A 17,950-nucleotide genomic window follows, 5' to 3' on the forward strand; every position below is an offset into this window, starting at 1 on the left:
CGCGTCATCATTTTCGTATCTGGCTCTGCAGCCCCAATCGCCAGCAACAACTGACAAAACAACAGCAGGCGATGCAAAGAATTCGGCCGGTCCCTTCACCATGTTCGATGCAATGAAGCAAGGCACAAGAACTGTCACTGCTGCGTTGCGGCGACCGTCACGGCTCGCCTGGCGCCGATATCGAACGGCAAGACGACAGAGGAGTCCAGGGATGAGAATCATACATGCAAGCGGATTGTCGGGTTTTGCTCGCAGGACAGCTAAGTCAGCATCCGACGTCGCCCGTGTCGTTCACAACCTGGTCATGGACGTACGCGACAGCTACCGGCCCGAACTGCATTACATGCGCGGCCCGGGCCCAAAATGGCGGACCAAGCATCAATCCAGGCAAAGCGCCGGTTCTGAAGCCGTGCCGTCGGCCGAGCACCATCAGCTGACGGCCGACCCCATCCGATAGCCGCTCGAGGTTACGCAATCATGTTCGTGATACCGGTGTACCTGCTTGCCGTTTCGCTCTTGATCAACCTGGCGACAATCTCGCGAGTCGAATCCTCGGAGCGCATCTCCGATCGAGCGTCTAATCGCGCTCGTTGGGCGGAAACCCGAGGATGGATGCTGCTCGTCGGCGCCGCGCTTTGCATCGCATTGATGGCTGTACTGAGTGGTTCGGTGCATGCCGGCGTCGCCCTCGAAGAACGCAAACTGCCGATGAAGTTCACCTGGGTCGATTGCGAGCCGAATTGCCGGGGCTGGGTCAGTGCGGCGGGCATCGTGACCGCCGATAGTCCGAGGAATTTTGATGAATTCGCCCGTGGGCGACAGCTCGGCGGCGCGACCATCGTGCTGGATTCCAGCGGCGGTTCGGTCAACGCCTCGATTGCGCTTGGAAGGCGTTTCCGCGAGCTTGGGGCGCTGACCACCGTCGGCGTCAGCGTCCAGACCAATACCGCCCAGAGTGCTTCCGCCAATATGACGCCTGTAGCCTATTGCGAATCGATGTGCGTCTTCCTTCTGTTGTCGGGCAAGACGCGTTACGTGCCCGAGACTGCTCATGTTCGGGTGCATCAGATCTGGCTCGGCGATCGCGCCAATGATGCCAAGGGCGCAACCTACAGCGCAGATGATCTGATGATCGTGGAACGCGATATCGGGCGTCTCGCCAAATACACCTTCGATATGGGTGGCGCCGGCGATCTATTGTCGCTGTCGCTGAACGTGCCACCGTGGGAAGATCTGCATGAACTGTCTCGGGACGAGTTGCGACTGACCAATCTCGTCACCACCGATATGGATGCTCAGGCGGCAGGCCCCAATGCCGCGATGGTCGAGCTGACGCCCAAACCGGTGCAGGGTCGCTTCGTAAGCAGCGCTGTTGCGACCTCTCCGGAGCCGGGAAGACCAGTCAAGTCGGCTGAAGCTATGAGCCGCACCGGCGGCCTGAGGACGGCGATGACCCAGCCTGGGCAAGAGTAACAGGTAGCCCATTTGAGCAACTGCTAAAAGCTTCCTTGTTCCGCGCCATACGCGCATCGCTGGTCGCGTTGTTCGGGAGGCCGATTTGTATCTTGCTGGCTCGCGGTTCGACCTGCGCTGACCGCTAAACTCTTTGCTTGCCTGAGCCGATACCGCTTTGTCCGTGCCTTCAAGCAAGTCGTCAGGCAACCCCTCATCGCTACGTTAACGCCAGGCGCCTTCACCTCGCGAAAGCCCTTCCTATTGCGCTGGTGCTCAGCCTTTCTGTAGCCAGTGTCACACGCGCATTCAGGCAAGCAAGCGACTAAGCGCCCGGCCAAGTTTCGTCAGGTATTCGGATCGCAACAAGGCGGTCATTGAGGCGAATTCGTCTCGTTCTGGCTTGAACCTGATCTGAGTACGTCGAATGCGCCCGGTTGTGCCGACTTGATCGCGTCACACATTCGGCATTTTCCAAACGCGGCCATCACCTCAGACAGTCTTGAGTGTGCAGCGCGGCAAGTATCCGCGCATTTGCATCTGAAGCCCCCGATCGCCCGCAACAAATGACAAAACCACAGCACGCGATGCAAAGCCTTCGGCCGGTCACTTCACTAGGTTCGATGCGAGAGAACGAGATGCCTGCAGCCGCAGGCCCCGCAACGAACGGAGATCGACATGGCCACTGCGACCGCACTGAAGCCTTCGAAGCAGCTTCCGCCGCCGAATAGCGACTTCTTTCAATTCGCCGAAACGCTCTCCGACGAGGAGCGGGCGATGGTAAAGAAGGTCCGCGCCTACATGGAGACGAAGGTCCAGCCCATCATCAACAAGTACTGGGTCGAGGACGCGTTCCCGCTCGAGCTGCTTCCGTCCTTCAAGGAGCTGAACATCGCCGGTCTGGGCATGCATGGTTACGGCTGCCCGGGCGGAAGCCCCTTGCTGTTCGGCCTGGTCGGCCTGGAGATCGCGCGAATCGATGTGTCGTTCTGTACCTTCTATGGCGTCCACACCAGTCTCGCGATGAATTCCATCTACATCGCGGGCACCGAGGAGCAGAAGCAGACGTGGCTGCCGCAGATGGCGCGCATGGAAAAGGTCGGCTGCTTCGCGCTGACTGAGCCGCTCGTGGGCTCGGGGGCTGCTCGTGGTCTCACGACCACAGCGAAACGCGAAGGCGACACCTGGATCCTTAACGGCCAGAAGCGCTGGATCGGCAACGCACCGTGGTGCGACATCTCGATCGTCTGGGCCCGCGACGTCGCCGACAACCAGGTCAAGGGCTTCATCGTCGAGAACAAGACCATGCCCGGGTTCAGCGTCGAGAAGATGCAGAACAAGATCGCGCTGAAGGTCGTGCAGAACGGCCAGATCACGATGACCGACTGTCGCGTGCCCGATGCAAATCGTCTCCAGGGAGGCCAAGGAACGTTTCGCGACGCTGCGCAGGCGCTGCGCAGCACCCGGTATGGCTCCGGGTGGGAAATCACCGGCGCCCAGATGGGCGCCTACGAAAATGCCCTCAAGTATGCCCAGGAGCGCTTGCAGTTTGGCAAGCCGATCGGGTCGTTCCAGCTCGTTCAGGATCTTCTGGCAAAGATGCTCGCCAACATCGTGGCCTGTCAAAGCATGCTGGTCCGCTCGGCGCAGCTGGAGGCCGAAGGCAAGCTGACGGATGCGCATGCCGCGCTTGTCAAGGCGTTCTGTACGGTCAAAGCGCGGGAAACGGTCGCCTGGGCCCGCGAGCTGATGGGTGGAAACGGGATCCTGGTCGACTACAACGTGGCGCGCTTCTTTGCCGATGCCGAGGCGATCTACTCCTACGAAGGCACCTACCAAATGCAGAACCTGATCGTCGGCAAGGCGATCACCGGGCTCAGCGCCTTCGTGTGATGTCGCCAAAACGGGCCGGCGCTCGCCTGCCGGCCCACCCCTCAGGCAGGAGCAATCGATATGTCGACAGCAGCAGTGACGCCATCTCCGGCGGTCATCCCCACCGTTTCGCAAGCGCTGACGCTTGCGAACGTTCTCTACAGGAAGCAGGGCGCGATCGCTTATTTGACGGTCAATCGGCCCAACGTCCTTAACGCGCTGAATGCGGCGACATGGGCAGCCTTGGAGGCCGCCTTCAAGAATGCGCAGAACGACTCGGACGTGCGAGGCGTCATCCTGACGGGCGTGGGCGACAAGGCCTTCATCGCCGGCGCCGACATCGGCGAGCTCGCGCAAGCGACAGCGATCGACGCGGAGCGGTCGAGCCGCTCCGGACAGCAGATCCTCGACTTGATCGAACATCTCGGCAAGCCGGTGATCGCAGCGATCAACGGCTTTGCGCTCGGTGGCGGTTGCGAGACGGCGATGGCGTGCACGATCCGCATCGCGGTGGAGCACGCGAAGTTCGGCCAGCCGGAGGTGAAGCTCGGATTGCTTCCCGGCGGTGGCGGCACGCAGCGGCTGCCGCGCCTCGTCGGCAAAGGCCGTGCTCTCCAGCTCATTCTGTCGGGCGGACTGATCAGCGCGCAGGAAGCTTACCGCATCGGGCTCGTCAACGAAGTCGTCCCGGCCGCCGACCTGATCACGCGTGCAGAGTCAATTCTGAACGAGATCGCCGCCAACGCTCCGATCGCCGTCAAGTACGCGCTCGACGCCGTGAACAACGGAATGGAGACAAGCCAGAACGAAGGTCTGGCCCTCGAAGCCTCCTACTTCGGGCTGTGCGCCGGAACGGAGGACGAGAAGGAGGGGACCTCGGCCTTCCTCGAGAAGCGCCCACCGCATTTTGCGGGTCGTTGATCACAATCATTTCAGGAGAAACGCAAATGGCAAACGACAACATCTTCTCGGGCCTGAAGGTCGTGGACTTCTCGAGCTTTGTCGCCGCACCGGGCGCGGCCGTGATCCTCTCCGACTTCGGCGCCGATGTCATCAAGGTCGAGCCGCCGCAAGGCGACATGTGGCGAGGCGGCAACCGGACCCCGATCCAGCCGATGTCCGAAGATCCCTATCAATGGCATCTCGCCAACCGCAACAAGCGCAGCATCTCGCTCAATTTGAAGTCACAAAGCGCGCAGCAGGTTCTTTTCGAACTCGTCAACTGGGCCGACGTGTTCATCGTCAATACGCCGCACCATGCGCGCAAGCAGCTCAAGCTCGAATATGAGGATGTAGCGGGGTGGAACCCGCGCCTGATCTACGCCGATCTCACCGGCTTCGGCGAGAATGGGCCAGATGCCGACCTGCCTGGCTTCGATGTCACGGCTTACTGGGCGCGCAGCGGGCTGTTGTCGATGACTCGCGATGCCGGCGCGCCGCCGACCTGGCCCGTGGGCGGCAGCGGCGACAACGCCACGGCGGTCGGTCTCTATTCCGCGATCGTCACTGCCCTCTACCGGCGCGAACGCACCGGCAAAGGCTCATATGTCACGACCTCGCTGCTTGCCCAGGGTGTGTGGTCGGCGAGTGTGTCCATTCAGGCGGCCCTCTCCGGCGCCAAGTTTCCTCCGATGCACGATCGCACGCATCCCGCCAACGCAGCGATGAACGTCTATCGTTCCTCCGACGGGACATGGTTCGTTCTTATCGTCACGCCCGACAAGTTCGTGACCGTCGTGAAGGCGATCGGCCGGGCGGACCTGCTGACCGATCCGCGCTTCTCCAGTCCGGCGCAGATCGTGGCGAACATGACGCCGCTCACGGCCATCTTCGACGAGCTTTTCGGCACTCACCCCATGGCGCATTGGCATTCGGTCTTCGCCGGTTTGAACGTCACGTTTGGAGAAGTCCGTGGACCGCAGGAGGTGATCAACGATCCGCAGCTCCAGGAAAACGAGATCATCGTGCCGCTCAACGGCGCCGGCGGCAAGCTGACCTCGACAATCTCGAGCCCGATCAAGGTGCATGGCGTCACCAAGGCTCCGGCACGGCGTGGGCCCGGCCTCGGTGAGCACACCGAGGAGATTCTCGGCGAGCTCGGTTTCGACGCCAAGAGCGTCGCTAACCTGCGCGAAAGCGGTGCCGTTCCGAACGCAAAGGAACGCACGGCCTAGTCGCAGAAACCATCGAACAAAGCAGCACGCAATGAGTGACATCAATACGGAAATTTCCGGCGGCATCCTGCGGGTCGAGCTGAATCGCCCGGCCCAGAAGAACGCAATGACGGCCGGCATGTACACGAGCCTCGCCGGCATCTTCAAGGAAGCTGACAAGGACGAGGCGGTCCGTGTCGTGCTCTGGCACGGCGCCGGCGACGCGTTCTGCGCCGGCAACGACATCGGGGATTTCCTCAAGAATCCGCCCGGGCCCGGCGAATCCCCGCAGTCCGTCCTGATCAACGCGTTCATCGGGTTCGAAAAGCCGATCGTCGCGGCCGTGCAAGGCGCCGCGGTCGGCGGCGGCACCACCATGCTGGCGCACTGCGATTTCGTCTACGCAGGCGAGAGCGCGAAGTTCAAACTGCCGTTTATCGATCTCGCCCTGGTGCCGGAATTCGCTTCGAGCTTCTCGATGCCTGCGCGCGTCGGGCATCTCCGGGCGGCGGAAATGTTCCTGTTCGGCGAGCCGTTCACGGCCGAGCGGGCGGCGGAGTTGGGCCTCGTGACCCGTGTGCTGCCCGATCGCGATCTGCTCGCGACCGCTACTGCGACGGCGCAGAAGCTAGCGGCAAAACCGGCCGGCGCGTTGCGTGCCTCCAAGCGGCTGATCAAGCAGGCCTGGGTCGACCAGCTCAGAGTGGCCGCGAAACTCGAAAGCCGGGAGTTCAGCGAGCGCTTGCACTCCGCGGAAGCTTCCGAAGCCTTGACGGCTTTCCGCGAGAAGCGGCCGCCCAATTTCACCAACCTGCCGAAGCCACGCGCGGCCGAATAGTCCGGCGTCAGCGAAGCGACACAAAAGGAGAGACCATGACCGTACTCCATGCCACGCAGATGAAAGCCGTATCGGGCGCGACCCGCTCTAGCCGGCTGTTCCTTCTCGACCTGAGCGGCGGCCGCGTCCTGTCGATGGATCCGGATGGCTCGCATCCTCAGGTCATCGCCGCCGACTGTCCTCATCCCGACGGGATCGTCGTCGACGTGGGAGCGGGTCACGTCTACTGGACCAATATGGGCGCCGTTCCCAACCGGAACGACGGCTCCATCGAACGCGCCGACCTTGATGGAAGCAATCGCAAGTTCATCGTTGCGCCCGGCGGCACGTTCACGCCGAAGCAGCTCCATCTCGATAAGACGAACGCCAAGCTCTACTGGTGCGATCGCGAAGGGATGCGAGTCATGCGCTCGAGTCTCGACGGTTCGCAGATCGAAACCCTCGTCCAGACCGGCGCGGGCGAAAACGATCGTCACGACCAGACCAGATGGTGCGTTGGAATCACCGTCGATCCCGAACGGCGACAGATCTACTGGACGCAAAAGGGCGGGGACAACGCCGAAGTGGGGCGCATCCTGCGCGCCGGGATCGAGATTCCGAAGGGCGAGACGGCGGCTAACCGTAGCGACATCGAAGTCGTCTTCAACGGTCTTCCCGAGCCGATCGATCTCGAACTCGATCTTGAGCATCGCGTCCTGTACTGGACCGACCGCGGCAATCCCCCACGCGGCAACACGGTGAACCGCGCACCCGTCGACGCGAAGCCCGGGCAAAGCGAACCGCAGATCGTGGTCTCCGACCTGATGGAAGGTATCGGCATCGCTCTGGATGTTCCTGGCAACCGGATGTTCGTGACCGATTTCGCCGGTTCACTCTATGCGGCGAAACTCGACGGGACGGACAAGCGAATGCTTCTCGCCGCCCAGGGAAATCTCACCGGCGTCGCGTACGTCATCCTCTAGAAACACATTGGAGCACCCACATGAGCAATAGCAAACCCATTCGCCGCATCGCCGTCATCGGCACCGGCGTGATCGGCGCGAGCTGGGCCGCGCAGTACCTCGCCAAGGGACTCGAAGTCATCGCGACGGACATTGCGCCCGACGCGGAGGCCACACTGCAGAAGTTCGTGAAGTCGGCCTGGCCGGCGCTCGAACGATTGGGCCTGTCGCCGGGTGCATCGCTGACGAATCTGAAGTTCACCGCCGACCTTGCCGAAGCTGTTGTTGGGGTTGACCTCGTCCAGGAAAATGGGCCCGAGCGGCTGGACTTCAAACAGAAGCTGTACAAGCAGCTTGACGAGCTGCTGCCGCCGGACGTGATCATCGCGTCGAGCTCGTCCGGGATCAAGATGAGCGACATTCAATCCGGCGTCACATCGCATCCGGAGCGTTGCGTCATCGGTCATCCCTTCAATCCGCCGCACCTGATCCCCTTGGTTGAGGTCGTCGGCGGGGTCAAGACCTCGGAAGCAATCGTCCAGCGCGCGATCGCGTTCTACAAGTCGATCGGGAAGAAGGCCGTACGCCTCAACAAGGAAATGCCGGGCCATGTCGCCAACCGCCTGCAGGCCGCACTGGCCCGCGAGGTCTACTACCTCGTTGCCGAGGATGTGGTGAGCGCTGCCGACGTCGACGACGCCTTGTCCTGGGGGCCGGGTTTGCGCTGGGGCATCATGGGCAACATGATGCTCAATCATCTCGCCGGCGGAACCGGCGGCATCGAGCAAGCGCTGAGGGGACTAGGTGGCCCGATGGCGGCCTGGTGGAAGACGCTTGGTTCGCCGGAGATGACTCCGGAGTTCCAGCACAAGCTCATCGACCGCGTCCAAGCCGAAGTCGGATCGCGAACCATCGACGAGCTAGAGGCGGAGCGAGACGAGCTTCTGATCGGCCTCCTGGAGCTGCGCAACAAGCGGTTGGAGACCGCCACCTCGCAAAAAGTCGCAGCCGAGTAGCGGGGCCGAGAGCTGAGATACAGCAATTGGCCGATCGTGGTCTCACCCAGAACAGTTTTCCGCTTGAGGAATCCACCATGAACAGCATCGCGAGTTCGGTGTCGCGCACTCGGCTGATCTCCCAGTTCGGCTGGCTGGAGCGACCGCGTCAGTTCATCAGTTTGGCCAAGCCGCGCGTTATGGCGCTCTCGCTATTCACCGCGTTCGTTGGATTGATGATCGCTCCGATACGCTTGGAACCACTTCCTGGCTTGATCGCAATTGCGGCCATTGCAGTCGGCGCCGGGGCCGCCGGCGCACTGAACATGTGGTACGACGCCGATATCGACGCGATCATGGCGCGCACCGCGATGCGGCCAATTCCGCGCGGCAAAGTCTCGAGGGCTGAGGCGCTGGCTTTTGGACTTATCCTTGGCGTTATTGCGGTCACGACTCTCGCTTTGGTGACTAATCTGGTGGCGGCGGCGCTGTTAGCCGGCACGATCCTCTTCTATGTCGTCGTGTACACAGCGTGGCTGAAGCGGGCAACGCGACAGAACATCGTCATCGGCGGTGCCGCCGGCGCACTTCCCCCGGTGATCGGATGGGCCGCGGCCACCGGGCAGATCGGGCTCGAGCCGCTGACACTTTTCCTCATCATCTTCCTCTGGACGCCGCCGCATTTCTGGGCACTCGCGCTCAATCGCACCGATGACTATGCCCGCGCCGGCGTCCCCATGCTGCCCGTCGTTGCAGGACGGACCGCAGCCACACGGCAGATCCTGACCTACAGCGGCCTCCTTGTCCTCGCTTCCGAGCTACCTTTGGGCCTTGGGTTTGTAGGCGCGATCTATGGCGGGATCGTCGCCACTTGCGGCGCACTTTTCCTCTTGCTCGCACTTCAGTTGAACAGGAGCGCTGCAGCCGATCGTCACGCGGCTCACAGGCTGTTCGTCTTCTCCATCGCCTATCTGTTCCTGCTGTTTGCAAGCCTTCTGGTCGATCACAACGGCAGTGGGTGCACGCCGAAGCATTCGTCGCATGACGACCGGGCAAGCGCGCTGCCGTCATCCACGCGACAGTCGAACACTGCTCGCAGTGCGGGCAGCTTCAAGGTTCGGGAGGTCTAAATATGCGATACGGTTCGCTTACTATGGTCCTGCTGGCTGCCGCGACACTCGGTGGCTGCGACGGCGTGCTCGATCCCAAGGGGCCCATTGCACTTGCCGAGCGGCAAATTCTGTTCAATGCGACCGGCATCATGCTGGCGATCGTGATCCCGGTGGCCCTTGCGACGCTTGGCGTTGCTTTCTGGTTCCGTGCATCGAATGAACGGGCGCGCTATCGGCCGGATTTCATCGATTCCGGCCGCATCGAGATACTGGTCTGGTCGATCCCGCTGATGACCGTGTTCCTTGTCGGCACCGTGGCCTGGATCGGTGCATACGATCTCGACCCGCCCAAGCCGATTGCCTCTTCCACGAAGCCGCTCAAGATCCAGGTCGTGTCGCTCGACTGGAAGTGGCTGTTCATTTATCCGGAGCAAGGTATCGCGAGCGTCAATCATCTGACGATTCCGGTCGGCACGCCGGTTAGCTTCGAACTGACGTCCTCGGGCGTCATGAACAGCTTCTTCGTGCCGCAGCTCGCCGGCCAGATCTACACCATGGCCGGAATGGTGACGCGGCTGAACCTGTTGGCTGACTACCCCGGCAGATATCGCGGGATGTCGGCGAATTACAGCGGCGCGGGCTTCTCCGATATGTACTTCAAGGTCGATGCGGTGGCGCCCGACAGCTTTGTGCAATGGTCGGCTGCAACACGCACCGCCGGCCCCGTGCTCGACGCACAAGCTTACGCCGATCTGGTTCGGCCGAGCAGGGCGGTTACACCCTTTACCTATCGGTCTGTCGTCAACGGCCTGTTTGCCAACATCCTGAGTGCCGAAATGCAGCCGGCCGCGGGTGTCTGTGTCGCATATCCCAAATCCCTGAGGGCAGAACGATGAACCTGTTGGGCAAGCTCGACTGGACTGCGATTCCTTTTCATGAACCGATCATCATGGGCACGGTGGCGAGCGCTGGCTCCGTCATCCTGGCGGCTCTGGCATGGGTCACTGTCAAGGGGTACTGGCCGTATCTCTGGCGGGAATGGATCACATCGGTCGATCACAAGCGCATCGGAGTTATGTATCTCGTGCTTGCGCTGCTCATGCTCGTGCGCGGTTTCGCCGACGGAATCATGATGCGCACGCAGCAGGCGGTCGCAGCCGGCGGCGCCCAGGGATATCTGCCGCCCGAGCATTTTGACCAGATTTTCTCGGCGCACGGCACCATCATGATCTTCTTCGTGGCCATGCCGTTCGTGATCGGACTGATGAATTTTGCAGTGCCGTTGCAGCTCGGCGTCCGCGACGTGGCGTTTCCCACGATGAATTCCGCGAGCCTTTGGCTGACTGCGACGGGAATCTTGCTGATCAACGTCTCGCTCTTCGTCGGCGAGTTCGCCAAGACCGGATGGGTCGCCTATCCGCCGCTTAGCGAGCTGCAATTCTCCCCGGGCGTCGGCGTCGACTACTATCTTTGGTCCCTGCAAATCTCAGGCATCGGGACTTTGCTGAGCGGTGTCAATTTCGTCACCACGATCCTGAAGATGCGGGCCCCGGGCATGAGCTATATGCGCATGCCGGTTTTCTGCTGGACCGCGCTCGCCTCGAATCTGCTGATCGTGGCGGCATTCCCGGTGCTCACCGCGCTGTTCGCGATGTTGCTGCTCGACCGCTACCTCGGCTTTCACTTCTTTACGCTGGACGCCGGCGGCAACGCGATGATGTACGTGAACCTTTTCTGGGTGTGGGGTCACCCCGAAGTCTACATCCTGGTCCTGCCGGCATTCGGCATCTATTCGGAGGTGAGCGCGACATTTTCCGAGAAGACGCTGTTCGGTTACCGGTCGATGGTCGGTGCGACCCTGGCGATCTGCGTGCTTTCCTACACCGTGTGGCTGCATCATTTCTTCACCATGGGCGCAAGCGCGGGCGTGAACGCCTTCTTCGGCATCACAAGCATGATCATCGGCGTGCCAACGGGCGTTAAAGTCTTCAATTGGCTGTTCACGATGTATGGCGGTCGCGTCCGGTTCACCGTGCCGGTGCTCTGGACGATCGGCTTTATGGTGACGTTCGTCTTCGGCGGCCTGACCGGAGTCCTGCTGGCGTTGCCGGCGGTCGATTGGCAGGTGCACAACAGTGTCTTCCTGGTTGCCCATTTCCACCACGTCATCGTCCCGGGCGTCCTGTTCGGGGCCATCGCCGGCTACAATTACTGGTTTCCCAAGGCATTCGGCTTCAAGCTCAATGAGCGCTGGGGCGTCGCCGCGTTCTGGTGCTGGTTTATCGGCTTCCATCTTGCGTTCATGCCGCTCTATGTGACTGGGCTGATGGGGATGACCCGCCGGCTGCAGCACTATGATGTCCTCGCTTGGCAGCCCTGGCTGTTGGTCGCCGAGGCGGGCGCAGTCATCGTGATGGCCGGAATCGTCTGTCAGGTCGTTCAGCTCGTTGTGTCCATTCGCCACCGTGAACAGCTCCGCGACACGACGGGCGATCCGTGGAACGGCCGCACCCTGGAATGGGCCACGGCATCGCCGCCGCCGGCCTGGAATTTTGCGGTCCTGCCTCGCGTGGATGACATCGATGCCTTCTGGGACAAGAAGCAGCGCGTGCTCGCGAATCGGGACTTGTCCGGGCGGCCGCGCAAGTACGAGCCAATCGAAGTGCCGAGGAACAGTCCGGCCGGCTTCGTGACCGCGTTCTTCGCAGTGATCACCGGCTTCGCCCTGATCTGGCACATCTGGTGGATGGCAGGCGTCGGACTTATCGGCACGGCCGTGACGTGGCTTGCCTTCATGTTCCGCGCAGAGGACGAAGTCGAGATCCCGGCAGAACAGCTTGACCGGTTCGATCGGACACATCCGGTGGAGGTATCGCTATGAACGTCCTGGTCGAGGTAAATGCCCTCAGCAAAGCCGAGCTGCTTGATGTCAGTGCTGCGGGTCCCGCGCCCAAGCGAATTATCGCGGGTTTCGGGTTTTGGATCTTCCTGCTGAGCGACATCGTGATGTTCTCGGCGCTGTTTGCGAGCTATGCCGTGCTCGCAAAGGCGACTGCAGGCGGTCCGACCGGTGCGCAACTGTTTGATCTGCGCAACGCCGCGATGGAAACAGCTTTTCTCCTGCTCTCCAGCTACAGCTGTGGACTGATGTCCCTGGCTATCAATTCTCGGCACCAGTTCGGCACCTTCTTTGGTGCCGTGGTGACGTTCCTCCTGGGTGCGGGATTTCTCAATCTCGAGCTCCGCGAATTTCAGGACATGATTGCGGTGGGGGCGTCCCCCCAACGCAGCGCTTTTCTCTCCGCCTTCTTCACGCTGGTCGCCTGCCATGGGCTGCACGTGGCGGTCGGGCTGGCCTGGCTGGTTCTCATGATGATTCAGCTGTCGCGGCGGGGCTTCCAGCAGGTTGTGGTGCGCCGCTTGCACTGCTTCTCCCTGTTCTGGCATGCACTCGACATCATTTGGGTCCTGATATTCACGATCGTCTACCTGATGGGAGTCCTTCCATGACCGATACGCGTTGGGATGTTGCACCGGGAGACAGGCCGGCGCATCCGGCCTCAGAGCGAAGCGTGTCTTCCGGCATTCTCGTGTACACGATCGGCTTGCTGCTGGCAGCGATCCTGACGGCCACATCCTTTTGGGTCGCCAACACCTCGGCGATCTGGGCTCCCGGCGTGCCGGCCGGACTCGCTGTCCTTGCCATCGCTCAGATGGGCGTGCATCTGGTGTTCTTTCTTCACATCACCACGGGACCGGACAGCACCCACAATGTGCTGGCGCTCGCGTTTGGCGTGCTCATCGTGTTCCTCGTTCTCGCGGGCTCCCTCGTGATCATGGCCAACCTGAACGAGAACTTGATGGCGCATGGCGAGATGATGAATCTGCAAATGCAGCGCTAAACCATATGGGCACTTCCATCATCTCTGCGCTCGCCGCCCTCACAGGCGCAACATCGGCGGCCTGACAGGTGGGGTCGCCAATTGGCTGAACCACCGAAGCCAGGTCCGCGTGCTGCGCGAATTCAGTGAGGCTTGCCGCGAGGAATTCGACGAGATGCGCGACCGGCAGCTCTGACCGTGGATGTCGAGCGTCGGGGGCTTGGGCGTTAAGCAAGCAACGACAAAACCGCAGCATGCCAAGCAAAGCCTTCCATCAGGCGCTTCGCTATCCGGTTGCACGGAAACGAGCCGTGCGGTCCGTGGGACCGGCTCGCGACACCATCGAAGTTAGGAAAAGCGAGCAGGAGAGACGAGCACTAATGTACCTGGCCTATTTTTACGTAGCAGCAGCATTCCTGGGAACCGCCATCGGACCAAGGGCGGCCCTGACCAGGTTGATTGCCCTGGTCGTCGCATCGCTTGCGCGCGAGCTGAGACACCAGATTCGTAACGAACTTCTCTCTTCAATCGACATTGTGTCCGCTGCCGCGGTGCGCTCGGAAAATCCGGAGGTCAGGGTTGCGCTAGTCGATGTCGTCGAATTGCTGGAGCGTCACGCCGATGCGGGCGGATCTCAGCAAATCAGAACGTGCATCGGAGGCGATATGAAAAAGTCGTTGCCCAATAACAAGTTGTCCGCTCAAACTTGGCGCGCCACTTTGTTGCGAAGGGCGCCCAAGCTCCGCCCAGTCCGCTTCTGGCTTTAGTCAGCTTTAATCAGGAACCAACTCTCATTGTCTAAGGGAATGCAAGTCATGCCAATTCGATCGAAAACAGAACCAGCAAAAGTGTCCGCGAGTGAATGGCAAAATCCGGGGCAATTGCGCGGTCTGCTTGAAGGAAAGAGCTTGCAAACCGGCATTACGCTTCTCCGTTACGTTTCGGATGTGGTGGGTGAGGGGCCGACCTTGCACGTTCACCCGTATGACGAGATCTTCATGATCATCGAAGGCCGAGCTCGATTCACTGTCGGCGACAGGACCATCGATGCTGAGGCTGGTGACGTCGTGTTCGGTCCCGCAAACATTCCGCACGGGTATCAGAACCTGGGGCCTGGACGACTTGATTCGCTGGACATTCACGTGAGTCCTGAATGGATTCAATTCGATCTGGCCCGAGCCTGGAATAGATCGAGCGTTCTCCTTTCGGCTGACTCAAAAGTGAAACCCGACGGAACCGAATAGGGCACTTCAGCCGTTCAATCGGCGGGTCTGGCGCTATTCCACGGAGGAGGCGCGCCGATCAGCCTGTCCGCCCGACCAATCCGAGATCTGGCTTCGAACGTCGCGGACGCATCGGCCGTATATACCGACCGCCGTCGACAGCAACCCATGACAAAATCGCGGCAACCGGAGCAAAGCCACGCCCGGGAAAATTCTGCATAACACGAGCCAACCTAATCGATCTCGCTCATTGCCGGGCCGACGGAGGGTATCATGACGTTGCAGATCTCACGACGAGGCAAGGAATATCTCAAAACGGCGGAGACTTTGCTCCACTCCGCCAACATCGCGACAAATCGAGCGGTCGCGGATCAACTGAAGGCCCTTGCCGACATGTATGAACGGCGGGCGGAGCAAGCTTCGCATGTCGATGCGGCCAGGGCAGCGGCTCGCGCGGCCGCCGATGCGGAGGCATCATTCGAAGGAAGTCGGACATGACCCAGGTCTATTTCCACTGCTCCACCACGAAGAAGGTATTCCTCGATCACCACGGCGCCGTAGTGAACGATCTCGCCGAGGCGCATGATCGTGCGACCCGGCTCGTCCAGGCCTTCACCAACGAGCGCAGCCTCGAGGATTGGCGTGATTGGGTCCTGCACGTCAGCGACGACGAGGGTGATGAGCTCTTCGTCGTGCCCTTCGTCTTCATACTCGGCAAGCCGCATTGAGGGTCAGCATGCGCGCAATACGATGGCCAAGAGTGCCGCTCCGCCGACGGGTGAACGAAATCGCAAGACGAGTGAGCAAGCTCATCGCAATGGCTCATGATCCGTATCGGCCCGAGCGTCATTACATGCGCGGGCCGGGCCCGAAATGGTTCGCCAAACATGGCGCATCGGCTTCTGTCACGATTGGCTGAAAGGCAGTTTGGGTCCCCGGCGCGTGCCTCCCCCCGTGTCCCTCGCCGGGCTTCCCGCGGCCGGTCCTTCCCCTCCCGAGGACCGGCCGCCTCTTTTCAGAGCCTGAAACAGCCGAGATCGGCAAACCCCGTTAAGGCAGCAACGAAGCGAGTGATGAAAGCAATGGAGCACGCAATGAAATATCTCTCCACATCTGCGATAGCCGCGAGTTTTTTGGTCGCCCTCGTATCGGCCGCACAAGCCCGCTCGGCGTATGACGGGTCTTGGGACCTGCTCTTCGTGACGCAGCGAGGCGCGTGCGAGGCGACCTACAATTTCGCCGTCAACATCACTGACGGCGTCGTCACGCATCCCAACCTCGTGAAGTTCAGGGGCCATGTGGCGCGCTCGGGCGCCGTCAGCGCCTCGGTGGCCGTTCCGGACAAATATGCGTCCGGGTCGGGCCGGCTCTCGAGCAATTCCGGCCGCGGGACATGGAGCGGCTATTCGGGAGCCGCGCGTTGCTCAGGGTACTGGACCGCCCAGCGGAACTGACGAATTTGCCGGCCGTCTCCTGATCGAAGGCCGGCGGCACCGCGCCATATCGCCTTTGCGTCACTGATCGGAAAAGGGGGTTTTTCACGTGAAGACAGCAATCACTGAATTGTTCGGCATCCAGCATCCGATCATCCAGGGTGGCATGCATTATGTCGGCTTTGCCGAACTCGTGGCCGCAGTGTCGAATGCCGGCGGCCTTGGCATCATCACAGGGCTGACCCAGAAGACGCCGGAACTTCTGGCGAAGGAAATCGCGCGCTGCCGCGACATGACCGACAAGCCGTTCGGTGTGAACCTCACCTTCCTGCCGAGCTTCACCGCGCCGCCCTATCCGGAATACATCACCGCGATCAGGGAGGGTGGCGTCAAGGCCGTGGAGACTGCGGGCCGCAGCCCCGAGCAATACATGCCAGCGCTGAAGGCGGCCGGCATCAAAGTGATTCATAAATGCACCTCGGTGCGTCACTCGCTGAAAGCCGAGAAAATCGGCTGCGACGCGGTGAGCGTCGACGGCTTTGAATGCGGCGGTCATCCCGGCGAGGACGATATTCCGAACATGATCCTGCTGCCGCGGGCGGCGGATGAACTGAAGATCCCGTTCGTCGCCTCCGGCGGGATGGCGGATGCACGCAGCCTGGTCGCTGCGCTGTCGATGGGCGCGGCCGGCATGAACATGGGTACGCGTTTCATCGCCACCAAGGAAGCGCCGGTCCACGACAACGTGAAGCTGGCGCTCATCAAGGCGACCGAACTCGACACGGTGCTGGTGATGCGCGCGCTTCGCAACACCGAACGCGTGCTGAGGAACAAGGGTGTCGATAAGCTTCTCGAGATCGAGCGTGACAAGGGCGCCGCGCTGAAGATCGAGGACATCCACCCACAGGTCGCCGGCGTCTACCCAAGGGTCATGATCGACGGTCAGATGGATGCCGGCGCATGGAGCTGCGGTATGGTGATCGGCCTGATCCACGACATCCCGACAGTCAAGGAGTTGATCGATCGCATCATGCGTGAGGCCGAGCAGATCGTCCGAGGACGGCTGACGGGCCTCCTTGACGGTACTCTTGATACCAAACCAACCCGCGGGGTTGCCTGAGGAGGGCGCCATGGGCGACTCGCATTTCAATAGCGACGATCGCTTTACGAAAACCGCAGCCAGATTGCTTACTCACACAATTCCGGGCGCAGAACAGATCCATCCATAGCGAACGCATCACTCTGTGAAACCGGGGGAAACTGGCGCACCCGACACGATTCGAACGTGTGACCTTTGCCTTCGGAGGGCAATGGTCGATCTACGCTGCAAATCGGGGAATGGTTCCCTCGACCAATCGCAAGAATCGGGCATTGCGCAACCACCGATTCTTGCGATATCGGCGAAGGCGACCGGGAAGGTTCGCCTTTCGTATTTTGAACGCTATTTCCGAAAGATCGGGTGTTGCGCCTCCCGCAACCAACTTAAATTGCGATACCGAATCGCGCAGATCAGCCGCCCTAACCGGACGGCTTTTTGCGTTCGCAAGTTCTGATGGCTTCGCACTCCCGCAACCACTCAAATTTGCGATGGGAGCAAGTCCTGGCCAAAGGCAGTCCGTGATTTTGACTTGCCCAGTAACATTCAAGGCGTAGTTGAGTCGCGTACGAAAGCCCATAGCGCCGCCAAGCCTAAGACGATTGGCGCTTGCTGAGGAAGGCGCCTCTGTGCAAGACAATTGGTCTCAGGAGCGCATTAACGGGAACCGTCTGTGATAACCTCTTTTGATGGCGAAATTCTCGACGGCCGCCATCATATGCAGGTCCGCGTCTATTTCGAAGATACCGATGCCGGCCAGATTGTTTATCACGCGAATTTTTTGCGCTTCATGGAACGCGGCAGAACGAATTACTTGCGCCTGCTCGGAACCAATCAGCAAGTGCTGCTCAACGACGCGCAGACCGACGCGCCCGGCTTTGCCTTCGTTGTCCGTTCGATGACGATCGAATTTCTAAGACCGGCGGTCTTGGACGACCTGCTCGACGTCGTCAC

19 protein-coding genes are annotated in these 17,950 nt (G+C 61.0%); all 19 read left to right on the forward strand.

The window, feature by feature from the left end; translation table 11 throughout:
* The first annotated feature begins 612 nt into the window (after positions 1-612).
* Complete coding sequence (locus PMN64_RS25725; RefSeq protein ID WP_411782661.1) at positions 613-1,473, forward strand: hypothetical protein; 861 nt, start codon at positions 613-615, stop codon at positions 1,471-1,473.
* 657 nt (positions 1,474-2,130) lie between these two features.
* Positions 2,131-3,345, forward strand: coding sequence for an acyl-CoA dehydrogenase family protein (locus PMN64_RS25730; protein WP_411782645.1), 1,215 nt, complete (start codon positions 2,131-2,133; stop codon positions 3,343-3,345).
* A 60-nt stretch (positions 3,346-3,405) separates the two neighbouring features.
* Positions 3,406-4,245 carry an enoyl-CoA hydratase-related protein gene (locus PMN64_RS25735; protein ID WP_411782646.1) on the forward strand — a complete coding sequence of 280 codons (840 nt, stop codon included), beginning with the start codon at positions 3,406-3,408 and terminating at the stop codon, positions 4,243-4,245.
* 26 nt (positions 4,246-4,271) lie between these two features.
* Positions 4,272-5,498: a CaiB/BaiF CoA transferase family protein gene (locus PMN64_RS25740; RefSeq protein ID WP_411782647.1), complete on the forward strand. Its 1,227-nt coding sequence runs from the start codon at positions 4,272-4,274 to the stop codon at positions 5,496-5,498.
* A 31-nt stretch (positions 5,499-5,529) separates the two neighbouring features.
* On the forward strand, positions 5,530-6,315 hold the full coding sequence (locus tag PMN64_RS25745; RefSeq protein ID WP_411782648.1) for an enoyl-CoA hydratase: 786 nt from the start codon (positions 5,530-5,532) through the stop codon (positions 6,313-6,315).
* A 35-nt stretch (positions 6,316-6,350) separates the two neighbouring features.
* Entirely contained in the window at positions 6,351-7,277 is a 927-nt protein-coding gene (locus PMN64_RS25750; protein ID WP_411782649.1) for a 3-hydroxyacyl-CoA dehydrogenase, read from the forward strand.
* 20 nt (positions 7,278-7,297) lie between these two features.
* On the forward strand, positions 7,298-8,272 hold the full coding sequence (locus tag PMN64_RS25755; protein ID WP_411782650.1) for a 3-hydroxyacyl-CoA dehydrogenase NAD-binding domain-containing protein: 975 nt from the start codon (positions 7,298-7,300) through the stop codon (positions 8,270-8,272).
* A 77-nt stretch (positions 8,273-8,349) separates the two neighbouring features.
* Positions 8,350-9,381: a heme o synthase gene (locus PMN64_RS25760; RefSeq protein WP_411782651.1), complete on the forward strand. Its 1,032-nt coding sequence runs from the start codon at positions 8,350-8,352 to the stop codon at positions 9,379-9,381.
* A 23-nt stretch (positions 9,382-9,404) separates the two neighbouring features.
* Positions 9,405-10,259: a ubiquinol oxidase subunit II gene (gene cyoA / locus PMN64_RS25765; RefSeq protein ID WP_411782662.1), complete on the forward strand. Its 855-nt coding sequence runs from the start codon at positions 9,405-9,407 to the stop codon at positions 10,257-10,259.
* A 2-nt stretch (positions 10,260-10,261) separates the two neighbouring features.
* Positions 10,262-12,244, forward strand: coding sequence for a cytochrome o ubiquinol oxidase subunit I (gene cyoB / locus PMN64_RS25770; RefSeq protein ID WP_411782663.1), 1,983 nt, complete (start codon positions 10,262-10,264; stop codon positions 12,242-12,244).
* Complete coding sequence (locus PMN64_RS25775; protein WP_411782652.1) at positions 12,241-12,873, forward strand: cytochrome (ubi)quinol oxidase subunit III; 633 nt, start codon at positions 12,241-12,243, stop codon at positions 12,871-12,873. Before cyoB ends, PMN64_RS25775 begins: the two co-directional genes overlap by 4 nt.
* Positions 12,870-13,265, forward strand: a complete 396-nt coding sequence (gene cyoD / locus PMN64_RS25780) for a cytochrome o ubiquinol oxidase subunit IV (protein WP_411782653.1) — start codon at positions 12,870-12,872, stop codon at positions 13,263-13,265. Before PMN64_RS25775 ends, cyoD begins: the two co-directional genes overlap by 4 nt.
* Positions 13,266-13,624: 359 nt before the next feature.
* Positions 13,625-14,011, forward strand: a complete 387-nt coding sequence (locus PMN64_RS25785) for a hypothetical protein (RefSeq protein WP_411782654.1) — start codon at positions 13,625-13,627, stop codon at positions 14,009-14,011.
* Between the two features lie 48 nt (positions 14,012-14,059).
* A complete protein-coding gene (locus PMN64_RS25790; RefSeq protein ID WP_411782655.1) occupies positions 14,060-14,488 on the forward strand; it encodes a cupin domain-containing protein in 429 nt (142 codons plus the stop codon).
* Between the two features lie 252 nt (positions 14,489-14,740).
* Positions 14,741-14,965, forward strand: a complete 225-nt coding sequence (locus PMN64_RS25795) for a hypothetical protein (protein ID WP_411782656.1) — start codon at positions 14,741-14,743, stop codon at positions 14,963-14,965.
* Positions 14,962-15,195 (forward strand): DUF6894 family protein, encoded by a 234-nt coding sequence (locus PMN64_RS25800; protein WP_411782657.1) that lies wholly within the window; start codon positions 14,962-14,964, stop codon positions 15,193-15,195. Before PMN64_RS25795 ends, PMN64_RS25800 begins: the two co-directional genes overlap by 4 nt.
* Positions 15,196-15,561: 366 nt before the next feature.
* Positions 15,562-15,921, forward strand: coding sequence for a hypothetical protein (locus PMN64_RS25805; RefSeq protein ID WP_411782658.1), 360 nt, complete (start codon positions 15,562-15,564; stop codon positions 15,919-15,921).
* Positions 15,922-16,009: 88 nt separating this feature from the next.
* The gene (locus PMN64_RS25810; RefSeq protein ID WP_411782659.1) at positions 16,010-17,020 is read left to right on the forward strand and encodes an NAD(P)H-dependent flavin oxidoreductase; all 1,011 of its coding nucleotides are present in this window, start codon (positions 16,010-16,012) and stop codon (positions 17,018-17,020) included.
* A 694-nt stretch (positions 17,021-17,714) separates the two neighbouring features.
* Positions 17,715-17,950, forward strand: a 236-nt coding sequence (locus PMN64_RS25815; protein ID WP_411782660.1) for a YbgC/FadM family acyl-CoA thioesterase, incomplete at its 3' end; no start/stop codon positions are given.

Source organism: Bradyrhizobium sp. UFLA01-814 (genome assembly GCF_046718885.1).
In the GTDB taxonomy this organism is placed as follows: Bacteria; Pseudomonadota; Alphaproteobacteria; order Rhizobiales; family Xanthobacteraceae; genus Bradyrhizobium; species Bradyrhizobium elkanii.